Source organism: Ramlibacter pinisoli, assembly GCF_009758015.1.
Taxonomy (GTDB): Bacteria; Pseudomonadota; Gammaproteobacteria; order Burkholderiales; family Burkholderiaceae_C; genus Ramlibacter; species Ramlibacter pinisoli.
In genome coordinates this window covers 488911-508395 of sequence record NZ_WSEL01000009.1, presented here as the reverse complement: position 1 = coordinate 508395, position 19485 = coordinate 488911, and the positions used below count along the sequence as shown (strand labels likewise).

Sequence of the window (19485 nt, the reverse complement as noted above, 5' to 3'; positions counted from 1 at the left end):
CATGCACCTGACCACCCGCCGCCACCTGCTCCTGGCCGCCGCCGGCATCGGCCTCTCCGCTCCCCTCCTGGCACAGCCGCGCCCCGACAAGGTGACGGTCGCGGGCTGGAGCAAGCCCATCACCGAGGTCACGCCGCTGCTGGTGGACGAGGACAAGCCGTTCTACCGGGCCCAGGGCATCACCCTCGACTACATCCCGGGCGCCGGTGGCGGCGATGCCATCCGCAACATCCTCAGCGGCCAGGCCGACGTGGCGTTCACCGATCCCGGTTCGCTGTTCGCCGCCCTCGACAAGGGCGAGAAGCTGCGCGCCATCTACGACATCTACCCGCAGAACGTGTTCAACGTGGTGTCGCTGCGCAAGAGCGGGATCCGCAAGCCGGCCGACCTCAAGGGCAAGCGCATCGGCGTCTACAGCCTGTCCAGCGGCACGCGCCAGAACCTGCAGGTGATGCTGCACCTGGCCGGCCTGAGCGAGGCAGACGTCACCGTGGTCGTCACCGGCCTGCTGAATTTCGCGCCCCTGCTGCAGGGGCAGGTCGACGCCACCGCGGCCACCGACACCGGCCTGCTGGTCGGCCGGCGGCGCGGCCTGGCCGAGGTCGACGTGATGGAAGTCGGCAAGGTGCTCAACGTCTCGAGCGACCTGTTCGTGGTGCGCGAGGAGGTGTACCAGCGCCGCAAGGACGTGCTGCGCCGGTTCCTGCGCGGCTACCGCGACAGCGCGGCCTGGATGATGGCCAGTCCGGCCGAGGCGGCCGCGCTGGCGGGCAAGCGCGCCATCGACGCCACCGACCCGGAGCTCGCGCTGGAGATCATCAAGGTCCGCAATGCCTCCAGCGTGAGCGAGCTCACCAGGCAGCGCGGGCTCGGCACCATGGACGTCGCCATGCTGCAGAAGGCTGCCGACGTGTACCGGCAGCTCGAGCTGGTGCAGCACCCCCTGGACATGGCGCAGGTGGTCGCGGTCGACCTGCTGCCGGGACGCTGAAGGAAGGACGGGAATGGATTTTTCGGGCAAGGTGGTCCTGGTCACGGGCGCGTCGCGCGGCATCGGCGCGGCCATCGCCAAGGCGTTCGCGGCCCGCGGCGCCACCGTGGCAGTCAATTACCTGCGGCGCGCCGACGCCGCCCAGGACGTGGCGCAGGCCTGCCGCCAGGCGGGCGGCGACGGTGTGGCGCTGCAGGCCGACGTCACCGTCCCGTCCGAAGCGGCCGGACTGGTCGGCCGTGTCGCGCAGGACCTGGGACGTCTCGACGTGGTGGTGAACAACGCGTTCGCCCCCTACAGCTTCGACCCCGAGCGGCGCAAGCCGTTCGAGGCCCTGGCCTGGTCGGACTACCAGGGCCAGTTCGAGGGTTCGGTCGGCGCGGCCTTCCATGTCTGCCGCGCCGCGCTGCCGCACCTGCGCACGCGGGCGCAGGGCGCCATCGTCAACATCGTGACCGACCTGGTCGAGGACCCCGTCGTGCCGTACCACGACTACGCCACGGCCAAGTCGGCCCTGGTCGGCTTCAGCCGGCAGCTGGCCGCCGAGGCCGGGCCGCAGGGCGTGCGCGTCAACTGCGTCGCGCCCGGCCTGGTGCACCCGACCGAGGGCAGCGCCGGCACCCGCGCGTCGTTCCGCGAGGCGCTGATGGCGGCCACGCCGCTGCGCCGGCTGGCCCGGCCCGACGACGTGGCCGGCCCGGTGCTGTTCCTGGCGTCGCCGCTCGCCGGCTTCATGACCGGCCAGGTGCTGTTCGTCGATGGCGGGAGGGTGATGCGATGAACGCCGCAACCATGCCCCTGGTGGCGGTGCTCGCCACCGGCTCGACGGTGCCGGAGGTCATGCCGTTCGCGCAGGCCTGCGAAGTGCACGGCGTCCGCGGCCTGGCGCCGGCCGATGCGGCCCGCGCGCTGGCGACCGCGCTGCGTGCCGGTGGTGCGGCGGCGGTGGTCGTCCTGTCCGTCGACCGGATCGATGGCGAAGCCGCCCACTGGCTCGACGCGCAACAGGCCCGCGGCTGGATCCGCGGCGACGACGTCCCGACCTTCGCGCAGGCCTGGGGAGCCGCGCTGGCGCAGGGACACGTGCCGGCCGACGCCGCGCTGCTGGCCTGGCCGTCGCTGCCCCTGCTGTCCTGGGGCGACCAGGGGGCGCCGGCGGCGCAGGCGGCCATGCCGGCGCGCGAGCCGCTCGGCCTGTACGCCATCGTCGACAGCACGGCCCGGCTGCGCCAGGTGCTGCAGGCGGGCGTTCGCACCGTGCAGCTGCGCGTCAAGCGCCCGGCCGACGCGGATGCGGCCTGGGACAACGCCTTGCGCCCTACGTTGGGCGAGGGCCTTGCGCTGGCACGCGACGCCGGTGCCACGCTGTTCATCAACGACCACTGGCGCCTGGCGGCCGAGTTCGGCGCCGCGGCGGTCCATCTCGGGCAGGAAGACCTGCTGGCGCTGGGCGAGGCCGGCCGGGCCGAGCTGCGTGCCAGCGGCGTCGCCCTGGGCATCAGCTCGCATGCGATGTGGGAGCTGGCCCGCGCCCGCGCGCTGGCGCCGCGCTATGTCGCCTGCGGGCCCGTGTGGCCGACCACCACCAAGGACATGCCGTGGCGGCCGCAGGGCCTGGACAACCTGGCCTGGTGGTGCCGCGCGGCCCGGGCGCCGGTCGTCGCCATCGGTGGCATCCTCACCGCCGAGCAGGTCCGGCTCACCGCCCGGGCCGGCGCCGACGGCGTGTGCGTGCTGCGCGGCCTCGGCGCCGACCCGCGCCAGGTCGTGCCGGCCTTGCAGGAGGCGTTCGCGACCGGTCATGCCGAGGCGGCGGCCACGCCGGTGCCGGCCCGGCCGCACCCGACGCTGGGAGCGCTCGCATGACCTCGCTGCGTTCCCTGCGCATCGGCATCGCCGGCGCCGGCCTGCTGGGCCGGCTGCTGGCGTTCACGCTCGCACGCGCCGGCCACGCGGTGCACGTGCACGATCCCGCCCCGGGCCCGGACGGGCGCGGGGCGGCCGGCTGGACAGCGGCCGGCATGCTCAGTCCGCTGGCCGAACTCGAGACGGCCGACGACCGCGTGTTTCGCTGGGGCCTGCGCTCCATCGAGCTGTGGCCGGCCATCCTGCGCGGGCTGCCGCAGCCGGTGGAGTTCGCGCTCGACGGCAGCCTGCTGGTCGCGCACCGCGAGGACGCCGGCGCGGCGCGCCGCGTGCTGGACCTGCTGGCCCGCAAATTGCCGGCAGGACACGAGGCCGAGCCCCTCACGGCCGGCGACCTCGCCGGCCTGGAGCCGTCGCTGCGCGCCGGCCCGCAAGCCTGGCTGCTGCGCGGCGAGGGCCGCATCCACACCGTGCAGGCCATGCAGGCCCTGGTGGCCGGCGCTCCCTCGGCGCACTGGCACTGGTCGTCGCCGGTCGACGCGGTCGAGCCGGGCTGCCTGCACCTGGGCGGCCGGCGCGAGCCGTACGACTGGGTGTTCGACGTGCGCGGGCTGGGCGCGCGCCCGCAGCTGCCGGTGCGCGGCGTGCGCGGCGAGATCTTCTGGCTGCAGGCGCCGGGCGTGGAACTGCGCCGGCCGGTGCGCCTGCTGCATGCGCGCCACCGTGTCTACCTGGTGCCGCGCGCGCCCGACATCGTGGTCGTGGGGGCCAGCGAGATCGAGAGCGAGGACCGCTCGCCGGTCTCGGTGCGCAGCACGGTCGAACTGCTCGCGGCCGCCCACAGCATCGTGCCGGCGCTGGCGGAAGCCCGGATCGTGCACTCGGAAAGCAACCTGCGTCCCGCCTTGCCCGACAACCAGCCCGTGCTCGACTCGCAGCCGGGCCTCACCCGCATCAACGGGCTGTTCCGCCACGGCTGGCTCATCGCGCCCGGCCTGGTGGAGACCGCCCTGGAGTCCCTCGCATGATCGCCATCCAGTTGAACAAGGATCGCCTGGAGCTCGACGACGGCGCCACGCTGGCCACCCTCGTCACCCTGCTCGACAAGCCACCGGCCTCGCTGGCCACCGCCGTCAACGGCGACTTCGTCCCGCGCGACCTGCGCGAGCGGCATCCCCTGCGCGACGGCGACGTCGTGCTGACCTTCGAACCCATCACCGGAGGCTGATCCCATGGCCTTTTCCATCGGCGGCGCCACGCTCGAGAGCCGCTTCTTCCTGGGCACCGCCAGCTACCCCTCGCCCGAGGTGCTGGGCGATGCCATCCGTGCCGCCGGCACCCAGGTGGTCACCGTCGGCCTGCGCCGCCAGCTCTCGGGTGGCGCCGGCGCCGGCGACTTCTACCGCATGGTGCGCGACAGCGGCGCCCACCTGCTGCCCAACACGGCCGGCTGCACCACCGCGCGCGAGGCCGTCACGCTGGCGCGCATGGCGCGCGAGATGTTCGGCACGCACTGGATCAAGCTCGAGGTGGTGGGCGACGAGTACACCCTGCAGCCCGATCCCTGGGAGCTGGTCGAGGCCGCACGCGAGCTGGCCCGGGACGGCTTCGAGGTGTTCCCGTATTGCACCGACGACCTCGTCACCTGCAACCGCCTGCTCGACGCCGGCTGCAGGATCCTCATGCCCTGGGGCGCGCCCATCGGGTCCGGACAGGGCCTGCTGAACCCCACCGCCTTGCGCACGCTGCGCGCCCGCCTGCCCGACGTGCCGCTGGTGGTCGACGCCGGCATCGGCTCGCCGCGCGATGCGGTGCAGGCGATGGAACTGGGTTACGACGCCGTGCTGGTGAATTCGGCCGTGGCGCTGGCACACGACCCGGTGACCATGGCGCGCGCGTTCAGGCTGGCCATCGAGGGCGGCCGCCTGGCGTACGAGGGCGGCATCATGGCCAAGCAGGACATGGCGGTGGCGACCACGCCGGTGACGGGACGGCCGTTCGTGCTCTGACGGGGCTGCGCTTCCGTTCGCACTCCGTCCGTCGCGTCGTGTCGGAGGGTTACGTCCGATACACCTCGGCTGGCCGGGCGAGGTTGGCAGGGGAGCTGGGGCGTGCTTAGACTGGCCAACGGCCGCCGAGCGCGCGGCCATCCATCTTTCCCCGACAGGAGCGTGTGCATGAGCGAATCCACCTTCGACTGCTGGTGCCGGACCGTCGCACCCCTGGCTGCCGCTGCCAGCTTGCTGGTGCTGGCAGGGGCCGCATCCGGCCAGACCCGGCAGGCCGACGAGCGCCAGGCCGGCAGGCAGGCGAACCAGGCCGCCAAGCACGAAGCCCGCACGACCAAGATCGATTGCCGGCAGGAGAACCAGAAGAGCAACGCCGAGTGCCGCCAGGACAAGCGCGACACCAAGCAAGGCGGCCGCCAGGCGAAGCGGGACATCAAGTACTGAGGCACGGCGGCGCTGCTCGCCGCCAAGGGTCGCGCGTCGATCCTGCAGGCAGGAAAAAGCCACCCGAAGGTGGCTTGCATCAACCCGACCGGTGAACGCCAGGCCCACGGGGCCGAGCGGGCCGCTGTTCAGTCGAACACCGGCGATTCCACGCCCAGCACCTTGTGCAGCCTGGGCGACGTCGTCGTGTACTGCAGGTGGATCTTGCCCTTCTCGGGGAAGACGATCGGCGCCGCGCCGAAGGCGGCCAGGGCGCACTCGTGGAAGCCCGACAGGATGAGCTTCTTCTTGCCGGGGTAGGTGTTGATGTCGCCCACCGCGAAGATGCCCGGCACATTGGTGGAGAACTTCTCGGTGTCCACCACCAGCTGCTTGCGCTCGATCTCGAGGCCCCAGTCGGCGATGGGGCCGAGCTTGGGCGACAGGCCGAAGAACACCAGCAGCACGTCCAGCGGCACCACGCGGGTCACGCCGTCCGAGCCGGTGACCTTGGCGCCGGTGAGGCGGCCGTCCTTTTCCTCGTAGCCGGTGACCTGGCCGACGAGGAACTGCATCTCGTGGTTCTCGCACAGCTCGTGCATCCTGGCCACGGAAGCCGGCGCGGCCTGGAAGCCGTCGCGGCGGTGGATCAGGATCACGCTCTCGGCCTTGTTCGGGCCCTCGCCCGCGAAGTTCAAGGCCCAGTCCAGCGCGGAGTCGCCGCCACCGACGATCACCAGGTTCCTCCCCGCGAAATCGGCCGGGTTCTTCACCCGGTAGAACAGCTGCGTGCCGTCGAACTTGTCGAGGCCGTCGACCTTCAGCAGGCGCGGCTCGAAGGCGCCCACGCCGGCGGCGATGAAGATCGTGCGGGTAAGGAACCGGGTGCCACGCGAGGTCTCGACCCAGAAGCGGCCGTCCTCCTGGCGCTCGACCACCGTGACGGTCTGGCCCAGGTGGAAGGTGGCGCCGAACGGCTCGATCTGCTTGAGCAGCGCGTCGGTCAGCTCCTGGCCGGTGCACACCGGGACGGCGGGGATGTCGTAGATGGGCTTGTCGGGATACAGCTCGACCGGCTGACCGCCGGGGTAGGCGAGCGAGTCGATGACGTGGGCCTTGATCTCCAGCAGGCCGAGCTCGAACACCTGGAACAGCCCGACCGGGCCCGCGCCGATGATGACGGCGTCGGTCTCGATCGGCCCGTCGTGCGCGGCGGCGGTCTTGATCACTTCTTGGTCGAGTTGCGGATCCATCGTTCGGTCAGCGGACGAGCTCGGACAGCTTGCCCGGCTTGTCTTTCCATTCCTCTGCATCGTCCAGGGCCGGCTTGCGCTTGGTGATGCTCTTCCAGCCGGTCGCCTGGGCCAGCTCGACGTTCAGTTTGATGAAGCCGACCTGGTCGGCCGGCACGTCCTCTTCGGCGTAGATCGCGTTGACGGGGCACTCGGGGATGCAGACGGCGCAGTCGATGCACTCGTCAGGGTCGATCACCAGCATGTTCGGCCCTTCGCGGAAGCAGTCCACGGGACAGACGTCCACGCAGTCGGTGTACTTGCAGCGAATACATTGTTCGGTGACGACGTGGGTCATGGTCTTCTACGTGGACGCTTGGGGAAAACCCCGAATTTTAGCGGGCGGGGCAGGGCCTGACGGCGGCAGGGACAGCCCTGCCGCATCGTTGGCCGCAGGGGGATCAACGGACGAGAACCGCTCCTGCGGTGCGGTGGCTGGCGGTGTCCACCAGCACCAGTGAACCGGGCCGGCGGGCCTGCGTGTACGGGCGGGTGGCCAGCGGTTCCTGCAACACCAGTTCGACATGGCCGATGGCATTGCGTTCCAGCTGGGTCGCGTCTTCCTCGGCCAGGGTGTGGATGTCCAGCCGGTGCACCACGCGGCGCACCTTGGCCTTGACCCAGCGGTGCCCGTGCAGCGCCCAGTAGGCGCGGCCCGCCACCAGGGGTTCGTCGTCGAGCCAGGCGATGGTGCCGCTGACCTCGCGCACCGCCTCGGGTGCCTCGGGCGCCAGCAGCCAGTCGCCGCGCGAGACGTCGACCTCGCGGTCCAGCACGATGCCGGCGCTGTGGCCGGCGGCCACGTCGCGCGGCCGGCGCACGGTGTCCAGCACCTGGGCGACGACGGCGGTCTGGCCCGAGGGCATGACACGCACCGGCTGGCCGGGCTTCACGGTCCCGGTGGCCACGCGGCCCCAGAACACGCGCCGCCCCTGCGAGGTGTCGGCCGAGCCGGAGAATTTCTCGACCCACTGCACCGGCAAGGCGAAGGCCTGCGCGGTCTCGGCGGCTGCGGCGGGCAGGCTTTCGAGCACCTGCAGCAGCGAGGCACCGGTGTAGCCGGCCCAGCCGGGCGTGGGCTGGACGACGTTGAAGCCCTCCAGCGCCGAGATCGGCACCACGGCGCGGGCGGTGATGCCGGCGGCTTCGCAGAAGGTGGCCAGCGCGCCGGCGATGTTGCGGAAGGCCAGCTCGGGCTGTTCCACGGCGTCGAGCTTGTTGATGGCGAACACCACCGACGGCACGCGCAGCAGGTGCACCAGCAGCGAGTGGCGGCGCGTCTGCGGCAGCAGCGCGAGGCCGGCATCGGCCCAGCGCAGCTTGGTGGCGTCGACCAGCACCACGGCGGCATCGGCGCTGGAGGCGGCCGTCACCATGTTGCGGGTGTACTGCTCGTGCCCGGGCGCGTCGCCGATGATGAACTTGCGCCCGGCGGTGGCGAAGTAGCGATAGGCGACGTCGATCGTGATGCCTTGCTCGCGCTCGGCGGACAGGCCGTCGGTGAGCAGGGCCAGGTCGGTGGCGCCGGCGCGCTGCACGCCCGCCAGCTGGTCCTGCAGGACGGCCTGGCTGTCCACCAGCAGGCGGCCGATGAGGGTGCTCTTGCCGTCGTCGACCGAGCCGCAGGTGATGAACCGCAGGGCGGCGGCGTGCTCCTCGTCCTGGACGGCGGCGAGCACGGCGGGGGAAACGCTGGCGTTCATCAGAAGTAACCGTCCTTCTTGCGCTTCTCCATGGAAGCATCGGATGTCTTGTCGTCCATGCGGGTGGCGCCGCGCTCGCTCACGTCGGCGGTGATGGTCTCGGCCACCACCTCGGTGGCGTTGGCGGCGGGGCTGGCCACGGGGCAGGTGCAGGTGATGTCGCCCACGGTGCGGAAGCGCACGGTGCGGGTGACGACCTGCTCGCCCTCGCGCGGCGGCGTGAGCTGGGTCACCGGCACCAGCAGGCCCTTGCGCTCGACCACCTCGCGCTGGTGCGCGTAATAGATCGAGGGCAGCTCGATCTGCTCGCGCTCGATGTATTGCCAGACGTCCAGCTCGGTCCAGTTGGAGATCGGGAACACGCGAAAGTGCTCGCCCGGGTGGATGCGGGTGTTGAACAGCGTCCACAGTTCGGGCCGCTGGGCCTTGGGCTGCCACTGGCCGAAGCTGTCGCGGTGCGAGAAGATGCGCTCCTTGGCACGTGCCTTCTCCTCGTCGCGCCGCGCGCCGCCGATCAGGGCGTCGAAGCGGAATTCCTCGATCGCCTCCAGCAGCGTCACCGACTGGTGCACGTTGCGCGACTCGCCCGGGTGGGCCAGGCGCACCGTGCCACGCTGCATCGAGTCCTCGACGCTGCGCACCACCAGTTCGGCGCCGAGCTGCTTCGCACGGTAGTCGCGGAAATCGGTCACCTCCGGGAAGTTGTGCCCGGTGTCGATCATCAGCAGCGGGTACGGGATGCGGCCGGCCCCGAAGGCCTTCTCGGCGCACTTGAGCAGCACCAGCGAATCCTTGCCGCCCGAGAACAGCAGGGTGGGGCGTTCGAAGGCGCCCGCCACTTCGCGCAGCACGAAGATGGCTTCCTCCTCGAGCGCATCGAGGTGGCGGTTGGAAAGCTGCGACAGCAGCTGCGGTTCGACGCGGGCGTTCATGCCGCAACTCCTTCGGGGTTCTTCACGTGCAGGCCGCATTCCTTGGCGGCCTCGTCCTCCCACCACCAGCGTCCGGCGCGGAAGTCCTCGCCCAGGGCGATGGCCCGGGTGCAGGGCGCGCAGCCGATGCTGGGATAGAACTGGTCGTGCAGCGGGTGGTAGTCGACCCCATTGCTGGCGATGTAGTGCCAGACGTCGCCCCAGGTCCAGTCGGCCAGCGGGTTGATCTTGGTGCGCGGCTCGCTGGTGTCCACCAGCGGCACCTCGGCGCGCGCGTTCGACTGCTCGCGCCGCAGGCCGGTGATCCAGGCGCGCTGGCCTTCCAGCGCGCGCTGCAGCGGCTCGACCTTGCGGATGTGGCAGCAGCCCTTGCGCAGCTCGATGCTGCGGTACATGGCGTCCTTGCCCTCGCGCTGCACGAACTGGACCACCTGCTCCTGCACCGGCTTCCACACTTCCACCGGCGCGCGCGAGGTGGCCTGCAGGCGCTCCAGCAGCTGCAGGGTCTCGGGGTGCAGCATGCCGGTCTCGAGCACGAACACCGGGATGTCGAGGGCGAGCGCGTTCACCAGGTGCGTGATCACCATGTCCTCCGCGCCCAGGCTGTTGGCCTGCTTGAGTGGCGAGAACTCGGCGGCGGCGCGCACCAGCAGCTGTCGCGTGTCGGCCAGCTTGCGGTCGTAGTCCCTGGATGGCCGTGCGTGGAGGTCGATCGCTCCCATCAGGCCTCCCGCGCGAAGTGCGGGCGCTTGAGCTGCACGTCGCCCTGGTAGAAGGCGGGGAAGCGGTCGAACTGGCGCTGGGCGTGCGCGATGTCCTGGTCCTCGCGCAGCACGGCGGACGAGAAGCCCGAACGCTGCATCTGCACCAGCTGGTCGATCAGCACCGCGCCGGTGGCGCGGATGTCGCCGGCGTAGCCGCGGCGGCGCAGGGTGTAGGCCTGGCTGAACGCGCGGCCGTCGGTGAACTTCGGGAAGTCCAGCTCGACCAGCTGCACCCCGTCCAGGTCGACGGTCTCGACGTCGGCGTCGTTGGTCAGGCGCAGCACGTTGGCGGCGGCGGCCAGGGCCGCGGACTCCTGCGCGGTCAGGATCTTCAGGGTACGCAAGGTCATGCGAGCTCCCGCTCGGTGAAACGGGCCGCGTTGGCGGCGGCCTTGAAGGGGTCGAGCCCGATGCGCCGCACGGTGGCGATGAAGGTCTCGCCCTTGCCGTCGACGGTGATGCGCTCGCGCCGGTAGGTGTCGAGCACGGCCTCGATCACCTCGGGGACCTCGGCGGCGGAGAACGACGGTCCGACCACCTTGCCCGGCACGGCCGGGCCCGACAGGTGCGAGCCGTCGGCGCCGCCCAGCGTGACCTGGTACCACTCCTTGCCGTCCTTGTCGACGCCGAGGATGCCGATGTGGCCGGCATGGTGGTGGCCGCAGCTGTTGATGCAGCCGGAGATGTTCAGGTCGATCTCGCCGATGTCGTGCAGCTCGTCCATGTCCTGGTAGCGCTGCGTGATGGCTTCGGCGATCGGGAGCGAGCGCGCGTTGGCCAGCGAGCAGAAGTCGCCGCCCGGGCAGGCGATCATGTCCGTCAGCAGGCCGATGTTGGCGCGCGCCAGGCCCAGCTTGCGGGCGGCGGCCCACAGCGCCGGCAGGTCGTCCTGGTGCACCCAGGGCAGCAGCAGGTTCTGGCTGTGCGTCACGCGTGCCTCGCCGGATGAGAAGCGGTCGACCAGGTCGGCTGCGGCGGCCAGCTGGTCGGCGTCGGCGTCACCGGGCGCCTGGCCCAGTCGCTTGAACGACAGGGTGACGGAGCGCAGTTGCGGGTTGCGGTGCGGGTGCACGTTGCGCACCAGCCAGCGGTCGTACTCGGGGTCGGCCTCGGCGTCGGCGCGCACGATGTCCAGCATGCGGGCGTCCCTGGAGGCCGGCTTGGCAGCCGGGGCCACGAAGCAGGCGGCCACGCGGTCGTACTCGGCCTGGGTGATGGTGTGCGCGGCGCCGGCGGCGCGGATGCGGCCGAACTCCTCTTCCACCTGGTCGATGTAGCGCTGGCCCTCGGCCTTCACGAGGATCTTGATGCGGGCCTTCCACAGGTTGTCGCGGCGGCCGTAGCGGTTGTAGACCCGGATGCAGGCCTCTACGTAGTTGAGCAGCTGGTTCCAGGGCAGGAACTCGCGCACCACGCTGTTGATGATGGGCGTGCGGCCCATGCCGCCGCCGACCTGGACGCGGAAGCCCAGTTCGCCGGCCGGGTCCTTCAGCAGCTGCAGGCCGATGTCGTACCAGCCCAGCGCCGCGCGGTCTTCCTCGGCGCCGTTGATGGAGATCTTGAACTTGCGCGGCAGGAAGGCGAACTCGGGATGCAGCGTGCTCCACTGGCGCAGGATCTCGGCGAACGGCCGCGGATCGGCGATCTCGTCGGCCGCCACGCCGGCCAGCTCGTCGGTGCAGATGTTGCGGATGGTGTTGCCGCTGGTCTGGATGCCGTGCATGTTCACGCTGGCCAGCAGGTCCATGACGTCGGCGCTCTTGTCCAGCGGGATCCAGTTGAACTGGACATTGGTGCGGGTGGTGAAGTGGCCGTAGCCGGTCTTGAACCGGGTGACCACCGGCGTGCCGCCGGGCACGGGCACCTCGCCCAGGGCGAGCTGCTTCTCCTGCGCGTCGCGCAGCAGGGCGGCATCGGGCTGGTCGTACTCGCGCGCAATGCGCGACAGGGCGCGCAACTGCATGCTGGAGATCTCGCCGTAGGGCACGGCCACGCGCAGCATCGGCGCGTAGCGCTGCAGGTACCAGCCGTTCTGCAGGCGCAGCGGGCGGAAGTCGTCGTCGCTCAGCTGGCCGGCCAGGTTGCGCTCCAGCTGGTCCCGGTACTGCGCCGCGCGCGCACGCACGAACGCCTTGTCGAACTCGGTGTACTGATACATAGGGCCGCAACTGTACGGGAGGGGCATATGGCGACAAACGATTTTTTTCTTCGTCGCTTATGCGGATATGCATATGCGCCAGTACCCCCGCGGGTTTGCGGGCCGTCATGAGCTAATCCCGGATAAGGGCCCGCACGCCCGGCCGCCAGCCCGGCCATAATCCGCCCCGCCAAGGGGGCAGCAGGACACAACCATGGGCCAGCGGGTGTTCGTCAAGGTGGTCGGCTTCGACGACGTGGAGCGCCATGCGCTCAACACGCTCTTCCGCGTGTCCGGCGACAGCGGCAACGGCTTCGCGTTGTGGACGCCCGAGACGCGAGGGGAGCCCGGGCTGGCCCTGATCGACAGCGAGTCCTACGAGGCCAGGGTCGAGTTCGAGTCGCCCCTGAACGACAAGCTCAGGATGGTCTGGGTCGGTCCGCATGCGCCGGCGCGGGCCTGGCGCAGCTTCCAGCGGCCGTTGCGCTGGCCCGAGGTCATCGCCGCGATGGACGAGCTGTTCAGGCCGGTCGAGCCGCTCGATTTCGACCTGGACGTGGCCGAGCCGGCGTCGGGTGTCCGCCGGGCGCTGATCGCCAGCCCCGACCGTGCCGAGCGGCTCTACCTGCGCGCCCGGCTGGCGCTGGCCGGCATCACCCAGGCCGACGAGGCCGAAACCGGTCCGCAAGCCATGGAGCTGGTGCGGAACAACCGCTACCAGGTCGCCTTCATCGACTTCGGGCTTCCCGGCCTGGGCGGCTGGGATCTGGTGCGGCAGGTCACTGCCGCGCAGCCCCGCATCCCGGTGGTGGTGGTCACCAAGGACACCGTGTCGACGCGCGAGCACATGAAGGCGCACGGCAGCGGCGTGGCCCTGATGCTGGCCAAGCCGCCGCATCCGACCAAGATCAAGGCGCTGCTCGAGAAGGTGTGACGCCGGCGTGGCGCCGGGCGTCCAGCGCCGCCGCCAGCCGCACCGGCAGGGGGAGCGGTTCCGCATGCAGCCGGGCCGCCAGCAGCTCGGCGCACAGGGCGGCAAACGTCAGCCCGCGCGATCCCATCGCCGTGCTCACCCACAGGCCCGGCGCCACGTCGCCTACCAGCGGGCGCCGGTCGGCCGAGGCGCAACGCACGCCGCTCCAGGCCCGCACCGTGCCGGCGGCGAATGCGGGCGCCAGCCGATCGGCGGCAGCGGGCAGGAGGGCGCGCAGCCGCGCCAGGTTGGCCTGCTGGTCCTCGGCGCGCGGGGCGGCATCGGCATCGCCCCGGCCGTAGGTGGAGCCGCTGAGCCAGCAGGTGCCGGCCTCCAGCGGCACCTGCGGCAGCAGGTGGCCGTTGCCGTTGACCGGCGCCCCCGCCAGCGGTTCGCCGTCGCCGAGCAGGTCCCAGCTGACCTGGCCGCGCACCGGGTGCAGGGCGGCGAGATCCGGCAGCAGCGCGGCACTGCCGAGCGACGCCGCGACCACCACCAGCGGGGCCTGCGCGATCTGCAGGCCGTCCGCGTCGAGCAGCTGCCACTGCCCACCCGACCGCTCCAGCCCGTGCACCCGCACGCCGCCGCGCCAGCGGATGCCATCGCCGGTGAGCCAGGCCTGGACCAGCCGCCCCGGCTTGATCCAGGCGGCCGCCGGGTGCCACAGCTCGCGCGGGCTGCCCCCGGGCCAGCGCTGCCAGGCGTCGCCCCACGGCCCCAGGTCGGCAGGCGCACGCTCGTCGGCGCCGCGCCGGCGCAGGACGCCGCTGTGGGCCCAGTCCTCTCCCGCACGCAAGCGCAACGCCGCTTCCTGCAGCGTGATGCGCACGCCGCTGCGCGACAGCCGCGCCAGCAGGTTGTCGTCCGGCGAGACATGCGGGGCCAGCAGCCCGGCCGGCAATGCCGAGGCGCCGCTGGCCGGCTGGTGCGCTGCGTCCAGCACGTCGACCTGCCATCCCCGGCGGGCCAGGCTGCTGGCGGCCGCGGCGCCCGCGAGCCCGCCGCCGACGACCACGGCGCGTGACGGCTCGACGGCCGGGCGCTCGGCGCGGCGCAGCTCCCAGGCAGGATCGAAGCGGCCGCGCAGGCATTCGCGCTTGGGCGGCAGCCCGGTCACCTTGTCGAGCACGAAACCGCACTGCTGCAGCTCGCGCCGCACTGCGCCGGCGACGGTCCAGGTGGCCATCGTGGTGCCGCGCCGGCACAGGCGGGCGACGGCTTTGAGCAGCGGCAGGTCCCACATGGCCGGATTGCGCTGCGGGTCGAAGCCGTCGAGGAACACCGAGTCGGCGCTGAATGCCTGCTCGGCCAGCATCGCGCGCGCATCGCCCACGGACAACGTGAGCAGCACCCGGCCGCCCTCGAAACCCATGCGGTGCACGCCCGGCACCAGGCCCCACCACTGCGCCGCCAGCATGCGGGCGAGCGGTTCCAGGTCGGGATGCAGGGCCGCGCTGCGCAGCAGGTCCTCGGCCGCGACGGGGTAGGCCTCGACCGAGGCGAAGTGCAGCACGGTGGGGCGCTGTGGATCGGCCTTCCAGGCGGCCCAGGTCGCGAGGAAGTTCAGCCCCAGGCCGAAGCCGGTCTCCAGCACGCGCCACTGGCGCTGCCCGGCCCACTGCTGCGGCAGCCCGCAGCCGGCCAGGAACACGTGGCGCGCCTGTGCCAGGCCGCCGCTGGTGCTGCGGTAGATGTCGCCGAACCGGGCGTTGTGCGGCGTGCCGTCAGGCGACCACGCGACCGGCTCGGACACGGGCGGCGCTCAGGCGCTGGGCGGCACGTAGCCCTGTGCCACGTCGGCACCGCCGCCGAAGAAGTGCGCTTCCATCTGGCGCTTGAGGTACTCGCGGGCGCGCTGGTCGGCCAGGTTGAGGCGGTTCTCGTTCACCAGCATGGTCTGGTGCTTGAGCCAGGCGGCCCAGGCTTCCTTGCTGACGTTCTCGTACAGGCGCTTGCCCAGCTCGCCGGGGTAGGGGGGGAAATCCAGGCCTTCGGCCTCCCGGCCCAGCTTGATGCATTGAACGGTGCGCGCCACGTGAACGACTCCAGGAATGTGCTTATGCGGATATGCAAGTGAGAACTCCATCGTTCCCCTTTGCGCGGCTCGCCGGAAGAATGCGGCCCGTCAACCACAACGGGCATCGATTTCCATGAGCCTTCGCCGCGACTTTATCAAGATTCCCCTGGCGGCCGCCGCGGCGGCAACGCTGGGCCTGCCCGCCGTGTCGGCCTTTGCACAGCAGCCGGCCGTGACGCTGCTGAACGTGTCGTACGACCCCACGCGCGAGCTGTACGTCGACTACAACCAGGCGTTCGCCAAATACTGGAAGGGCAAGACCGGCCAGGACGTGAGCATCAAGCAGTCGCACGGCGGCTCGGGCAAGCAGGCCCGCTCCATCATCGACGGCCTGGAGGCCGACGTGGCCACGCTGGCCCTGGGCGGCGACACCGACGCGCTGGTGAAGAACGGCGGCTGGGTGAAGGACGGCTGGCAGAAGCGCCTGCCGCTGAATGCCTCGCCGTACACGTCCACCATCATCCTGGTGGTGCGCGAGGGCAACCCCAAGGGCATCAAGGACTGGGACGACCTGGTCAAGCCCGGCATCAGCGTCATCACGCCCAACCCCAAGACCTCGGGCGGCGCGCGCTGGAACTACCTGGCGGCGTGGGAGTTTGCCAAGCGCAAGTACGGCGGCGACGCCAAGGCCAAGGAGTTCGTCGCCAAGCTCTATGGCAACGTGCCCGTCCTGGACACCGGCGCGCGCGGCTCCACCATCACCTTCGCCCAGCGTGCCCAGGGCGACGTGCTGATCGCCTGGGAGAACGAGGCCTTCCTGCTCGAGAAGGAGTTCGGCGCCAAGTTCGACGTCGTGGTGCCCACGCTGTCCATCCTGGCCGAACCCGGCGTCACGGTCGTGGACAGGAACGTTGACAAGCGCGGCACCCGTGCGGTGGCCGAGGAATACCTGAAGTTCCTGTACTCCGAAGAGGGCCAGGACATCATCGGCAAGAACTTCTACCGGCCGGCCGCGTCGCAGAAGGCGCAGGCCAAGTACGCCAGGCAGTTCCCGAAGATCAACCTGTTCACCATCGACCAGGCCTTCGGCGGCTGGGGCAAGGCCGACAAGGAGCACTTCGCCGACGGCGGCAGCTTCGACCAGATCTACACGAGGAAGTGACATCGCGCCGCGCCGCTTGCGGCGCGGGCAATGTCATCCCGGCGAACGCCGGGACCCATCTCCGGGACGAGCCGCACCTGGGCCAGGATCGGGAGATGGATTACGGGTCGAGCCCGCAATGACGGTGATGCGTGAGGGAAGAACGCGTCGTGCCACAGCAGATGTCGTCATGCCGGGCCCGACCCGGCATCCATCTCCGGAACGCCGCTGCACCTGAACCACGGATGGGAGATGGATTGCGGGTCAAGCCCGCAATGACGGCATCGGTGCCCTCGGCGGGCCGCTCAGCGCAGCCCCTGCCACCAGCGCCTGTTCTCGCGCGGCTTGCCGATGGTGAGGACCTCGCCGATCTCGGGCGTGGCGAGCTCCAGGCCCTTGCGCTCGGCGATGGCCGCGGCCCGCTCGAGCGGGTCGCGCCAGCCGTGGAAGGCCATGTCGAAGGTGCTGTTGTGCACCAGGTACAGCACCCGGGCGCCCAGGTCCTCGAAGGCCTGCACGGTCTCCTCCGGGGCCATGTGCACCGAGGGCCAGTAGCCGTCGTAGGCGCCGTTCTCCATCAGCGCCAGGTCGAAGCCGCCCAGGCGGCGCCCGATCTCGCGAAAGCCCGGGAAGTAGCCCGAGTCGCCGCTGTAGAAGATCTTCTGCCCGCCGCTCTGGATCGACCACGACGCCCACAGCGTGCTGTTGCGGTCGAACGGGGTGCGGCCGGAAAAGTGCTGCGCCGGCGCGGCGGTGAGCACGATGTCGCCGTAGCTGCCTTCCTGCCACCAGTCGAATTCCTCGATGCGGTCGGCCTCGACGCCCATGGCCACCAGGCGCGCCCCCACGCCCAGCGGCACGAAGTAGCGCTGCACGCGCCCGATCAGCGCGCGGATGGTCGGCCGGTCCAGGTGGTCGTAGTGGTCGTGCGAGAGGATCAGGCCTTCGATGGGCGGCAGTTCCGTCGCGGCCAGCGGCGGAGGATGGAAGCGCTGGGGCCCGGCCCAGCTGAGTGGCGAGGCGCGCGGGCCGAACACCGGATCGATCAGCCAGTAGCGCCCGCGCAGCTTGAGCAGGTGCGACGAGTGGCCGAGCCGCACGACATGGTTGGCGTCGGTGTCCAGCGCCTCCAGCGCGGCGCGATCGAGCGGGCGCAGCGGAATCGGGTCGACCGGCACCGTGCCCTCGGGCTTGCCGGCGAAGAGGAAGCGGCTCCAGATGTCCCAGCTGCCGCGGCTGGGCAGCGCATCGGGATTGGGCGCGTTGCGGAAGGTGCAATCCTGCGCCACGAATTGCGGCGAGCGGGCCAGGCGCGGATCGCATGCGCCATCCACGAAGCCCGCCAGTCCGCCCAGCAAGGCAACCAGCGACAGGCGCAACCAGCGCAGGACGCTCATCGCGCCCCACCCGTGCAGCCGTCGGTGGAGGCGGTGGCAACGAGCCGCGCGAGGCCGCGTGCGGGCATGGTGGAAGCGCCGTGGGCGCCCGGGTGGAGGGGGCCCGAGCATAGGGCAAGCGCCGCCGGCCTGTCGGGCCGGCGGCGCTGCGTGGGGTGCGGCCTCAGGCCGCGTCGACGTACTGCGGCTCCTGTGCCGTGTCGAGCGCGACTTCGATCTGCGCCTGGGCGGCATCGAGTGCCTGCTGCTTCGCGGCCTCGCCCATCGCCACGCCCTCGGCGCGCACGATGCGCACGTCGGTGATGCCGAAGAACCCGAACACCGCCTTCAGGTAGCTCTCCTGGTGGTCGAGCGCCGCCAGGGCCGGGTTGGTCGAGTACATGCCGCCCCGGCTGGATGCGACGATCACCGTCTTGCCGCCGGCCAGGCCCTGCGGTCCCTGCGCGGTGTAGGTGAAGGTGCGGCCGGCCTGGGCCACTCGGTCGATCCAGGCCTTCAGCTGGCTCGGGACGCCGAAGTTGTACATCGGCGCACCGACCACCACCACGTCGGCAGCCAGGAACTGGCTCACCAGCCGCTCCGACAGGGCGTTCTCGCGCCGCTGGGCGTCGGTCAGCCCTTCGGCGCCGAGGCCCAGGCGAAAGCCGAGCGAGTCCTGGTCGAGGTGGCTGGGGGCGTCCACCGCCAGGTCCAGGTACTCGACCACGGTCGACGGGTTGGCGGCCTGCCACTGCTCGACGACGCTGGCGCTGAGCTGGCGCGACACGGAGTTGCCGGCGAGGGGGCTGGAATCGATGTGGAGCAGCTTCATGGTGGGGTCCTTCCTTGAACAGTGTTTGCCGATGGAAAGATTGTGGGCATGAAGCGAATCGTTGATAAGACGGCCAATCCGCGATAGATTGTTCTAACAGTGGAACGACGATGCGCGACCTGAACGACATGCTCTTCTTTGCCGAGGTGGTCGACCGCGGCGGCTTCGCCGCCGCCGGCCGCGCCCTGGGCATCCCGAAATCGCGTCTGTCGCGCCGGGTGGCCGACCTGGAGGCGCACCTCGGCGTGCGCCTGCTGCAGCGCACCACCCGCAAGCTGTCCCTGACCGAAGCCGGCGAGCAGTTCCACCGCCATTGCGTCGCCATGCGCGAGCAGGCCGAAGCGGCCGAGGAAGCGGTGGCGGTGGTCCATGGCGAGCCGCGCGGCACCATCCGTGTCACCTGTCCGGTGACGCTGGCGCAGACCATGGTCGGCGCGGTGCTGCCGCTGTTCCTGGAGCGGCACCCGCAGGTGCGCCTGGACATGCAGGTCACCAACCGCGTGGTCGACCTGGTGCAGGAGGGCGTCGACGTGGCGCTGCGGGTGCGCCAGAGCGTCGACGACAGCGGCAGCCTGGTGGTCAAGAAGCTCAGCCGCACCTGGAGCTGGCTGCTGGCCACCCCGGGCCTGCTCGACCGGTTGGGCCGGCCGCACGGCATCGAGGACCTGGCCCGGCTGCCCACGGTCGCGATGTCGGCGGCCGACGGGCGCGCCTCCTGGCGCCTGCTGGGCCCGGGCGGTCGCGAGCACGACCTGCAGCACCGGCCCCTGCACACGGCCGACGACCTGCTGGCGCTCAAGTACCTCGCGCTGCAGGGACTGGGCATGTCCGTGCTGCCCGACTACATGTGCGCGCGCGACGTGCGCGAAGGGCGGCTCGAGCACGTGCTGCCCGGGTGGATGCCGCCGGCGGGCGTGGTGCATGCGGTGTTTCCGTCCCGGCGCGGAATGGTGCCGGCGGTGCGCCGCTTCCTCGACTTTCTCGGCGAGCACCTCACCGAGGAGGCGTTCCGCCAGGAGTGCCCCTGAT

Annotated in this window: 21 protein-coding genes; 10 read left to right on the top strand and 11 right to left on the bottom strand. The window is 71.2% G+C overall.

Annotation, left to right across the window (positions count from 1 at the left end; translation table 11 throughout):
• The first annotated feature begins 1 nt into the window (after window position 1).
• The 7 genes from GON04_RS16935 to GON04_RS16905 all read left to right on the top strand — a co-directional run bounded on the left by GON04_RS16935 (window position 2) and on the right by GON04_RS16905 (window position 5310).
• Complete coding sequence (locus GON04_RS16935; protein ID WP_157399226.1) at window positions 2-991, top strand: ABC transporter substrate-binding protein; 990 nt, start codon at window positions 2-4, stop codon at window positions 989-991.
• Between the two features lie 13 nt (window positions 992-1004).
• Window positions 1005-1772 (top strand): SDR family oxidoreductase, encoded by a 768-nt coding sequence (locus GON04_RS16930; RefSeq protein ID WP_157399225.1) that lies wholly within the window; start codon window positions 1005-1007, stop codon window positions 1770-1772.
• Window positions 1769-2857: a thiamine phosphate synthase gene (locus GON04_RS16925; protein ID WP_157399224.1), complete on the top strand. Its 1089-nt coding sequence runs from the start codon at window positions 1769-1771 to the stop codon at window positions 2855-2857. Before GON04_RS16930 ends, GON04_RS16925 begins: the two co-directional genes overlap by 4 nt.
• Entirely contained in the window at window positions 2854-3885 is a 1032-nt protein-coding gene (locus GON04_RS16920) for an FAD-dependent oxidoreductase (protein ID WP_232533144.1), read from the top strand. The genes GON04_RS16925 and GON04_RS16920 overlap by 4 nt, the downstream gene beginning before the upstream one ends.
• Window positions 3882-4085: a sulfur carrier protein ThiS gene (gene thiS / locus GON04_RS16915; protein ID WP_157399223.1), complete on the top strand. Its 204-nt coding sequence runs from the start codon at window positions 3882-3884 to the stop codon at window positions 4083-4085. Before GON04_RS16920 ends, thiS begins: the two co-directional genes overlap by 4 nt.
• A 4-nt stretch (window positions 4086-4089) precedes the next feature.
• Window positions 4090-4866 (top strand): thiazole synthase, encoded by a 777-nt coding sequence (locus tag GON04_RS16910; protein WP_157399222.1) that lies wholly within the window; start codon window positions 4090-4092, stop codon window positions 4864-4866.
• 168 nt (window positions 4867-5034) lie between these two features.
• A complete protein-coding gene (locus GON04_RS16905) occupies window positions 5035-5310 on the top strand; it encodes a hypothetical protein (RefSeq protein WP_157399221.1) in 276 nt (91 codons plus the stop codon).
• 128 nt (window positions 5311-5438) lie between these two features.
• Here GON04_RS16905 and GON04_RS16900 read toward each other — a convergent pair whose 3' ends face one another.
• The 7 genes from GON04_RS16900 to GON04_RS16870 all read right to left on the bottom strand — a co-directional run bounded on the left by GON04_RS16900 (window position 5439) and on the right by GON04_RS16870 (window position 12138).
• The gene (locus GON04_RS16900; RefSeq protein ID WP_157399220.1) at window positions 5439-6542 is read right to left on the bottom strand and encodes an NAD(P)/FAD-dependent oxidoreductase; all 1104 of its coding nucleotides are present in this window, start codon (window positions 6540-6542) and stop codon (window positions 5439-5441) included.
• 7 nt (window positions 6543-6549) lie between these two features.
• On the bottom strand, window positions 6550-6879 hold the full coding sequence (gene fdxA, locus GON04_RS16895; protein WP_157399219.1) for a ferredoxin FdxA: 330 nt from the start codon (window positions 6877-6879) through the stop codon (window positions 6550-6552).
• A 103-nt stretch (window positions 6880-6982) separates the two neighbouring features.
• Window positions 6983-8284 carry a sulfate adenylyltransferase subunit 1 gene (locus GON04_RS16890; protein ID WP_157399218.1) on the bottom strand — a complete coding sequence of 434 codons (1302 nt, stop codon included), beginning with the start codon at window positions 8282-8284 and terminating at the stop codon, window positions 6983-6985.
• Window positions 8284-9216: a sulfate adenylyltransferase subunit CysD gene (cysD, locus tag GON04_RS16885; protein WP_157399217.1), complete on the bottom strand. Its 933-nt coding sequence runs from the start codon at window positions 9214-9216 to the stop codon at window positions 8284-8286. The genes GON04_RS16890 and cysD overlap by 1 nt, the downstream gene beginning before the upstream one ends.
• A complete protein-coding gene (locus GON04_RS16880; RefSeq protein WP_157399216.1) occupies window positions 9213-9938 on the bottom strand; it encodes a phosphoadenylyl-sulfate reductase in 726 nt (241 codons plus the stop codon). Before GON04_RS16880 ends, cysD begins: the two co-directional genes overlap by 4 nt.
• On the bottom strand, window positions 9938-10315 hold the full coding sequence (locus GON04_RS16875; protein ID WP_232533198.1) for a DUF934 domain-containing protein: 378 nt from the start codon (window positions 10313-10315) through the stop codon (window positions 9938-9940). The genes GON04_RS16880 and GON04_RS16875 overlap by 1 nt, the downstream gene beginning before the upstream one ends.
• A gap of 11 nt (window positions 10316-10326) precedes the next feature.
• The gene (locus GON04_RS16870; RefSeq protein WP_157399214.1) at window positions 10327-12138 is read right to left on the bottom strand and encodes a nitrite/sulfite reductase; all 1812 of its coding nucleotides are present in this window, start codon (window positions 12136-12138) and stop codon (window positions 10327-10329) included.
• A 193-nt stretch (window positions 12139-12331) separates the two neighbouring features.
• Here GON04_RS16870 and GON04_RS16865 point away from each other — a divergent pair, with 193 nt between their 5' ends.
• Window positions 12332-13051: a response regulator gene (locus GON04_RS16865; RefSeq protein ID WP_157399213.1), complete on the top strand. Its 720-nt coding sequence runs from the start codon at window positions 12332-12334 to the stop codon at window positions 13049-13051.
• On the opposite strand, the gene mnmC is transcribed toward GON04_RS16865, so the two are convergent.
• Window positions 13026-14843 carry a bifunctional tRNA (5-methylaminomethyl-2-thiouridine)(34)-methyltransferase MnmC2/FAD-dependent 5-carboxymethylaminomethyl-2-thiouridine(34) oxidoreductase MnmC1 gene (gene mnmC, locus GON04_RS16860; protein ID WP_181653619.1) on the bottom strand — a complete coding sequence of 606 codons (1818 nt, stop codon included), beginning with the start codon at window positions 14841-14843 and terminating at the stop codon, window positions 13026-13028. The genes GON04_RS16865 and mnmC overlap by 26 nt on opposite strands.
• Before the next feature lie 9 nt (window positions 14844-14852).
• On the bottom strand, window positions 14853-15125 hold the full coding sequence (locus GON04_RS16855) for an oxidative damage protection protein (protein WP_181653618.1): 273 nt from the start codon (window positions 15123-15125) through the stop codon (window positions 14853-14855).
• A 115-nt stretch (window positions 15126-15240) separates the two neighbouring features.
• Between GON04_RS16855 and GON04_RS16850 the strand changes: the two genes are divergently transcribed.
• Window positions 15241-16269 (top strand): sulfate ABC transporter substrate-binding protein, encoded by a 1029-nt coding sequence (locus GON04_RS16850; RefSeq protein ID WP_157399211.1) that lies wholly within the window; start codon window positions 15241-15243, stop codon window positions 16267-16269.
• A 284-nt stretch (window positions 16270-16553) separates the two neighbouring features.
• Here GON04_RS16850 and GON04_RS16845 read toward each other — a convergent pair whose 3' ends face one another.
• Together GON04_RS16845 and GON04_RS16840 are read right to left on the bottom strand one after the other, a co-directional pair.
• Entirely contained in the window at window positions 16554-17645 is a 1092-nt protein-coding gene (locus tag GON04_RS16845) for an MBL fold metallo-hydrolase (protein ID WP_157399210.1), read from the bottom strand.
• Between the two features lie 163 nt (window positions 17646-17808).
• Window positions 17809-18456 carry an FMN-dependent NADH-azoreductase gene (locus GON04_RS16840; RefSeq protein WP_157399209.1) on the bottom strand — a complete coding sequence of 216 codons (648 nt, stop codon included), beginning with the start codon at window positions 18454-18456 and terminating at the stop codon, window positions 17809-17811.
• A 110-nt stretch (window positions 18457-18566) separates the two neighbouring features.
• Here GON04_RS16840 and GON04_RS16835 point away from each other — a divergent pair, with 110 nt between their 5' ends.
• Window positions 18567-19484, top strand: coding sequence for a LysR family transcriptional regulator (locus tag GON04_RS16835; RefSeq protein ID WP_157399208.1), 918 nt, complete (start codon window positions 18567-18569; stop codon window positions 19482-19484).
• Window position 19485: the final 1 nt, after the last annotated feature.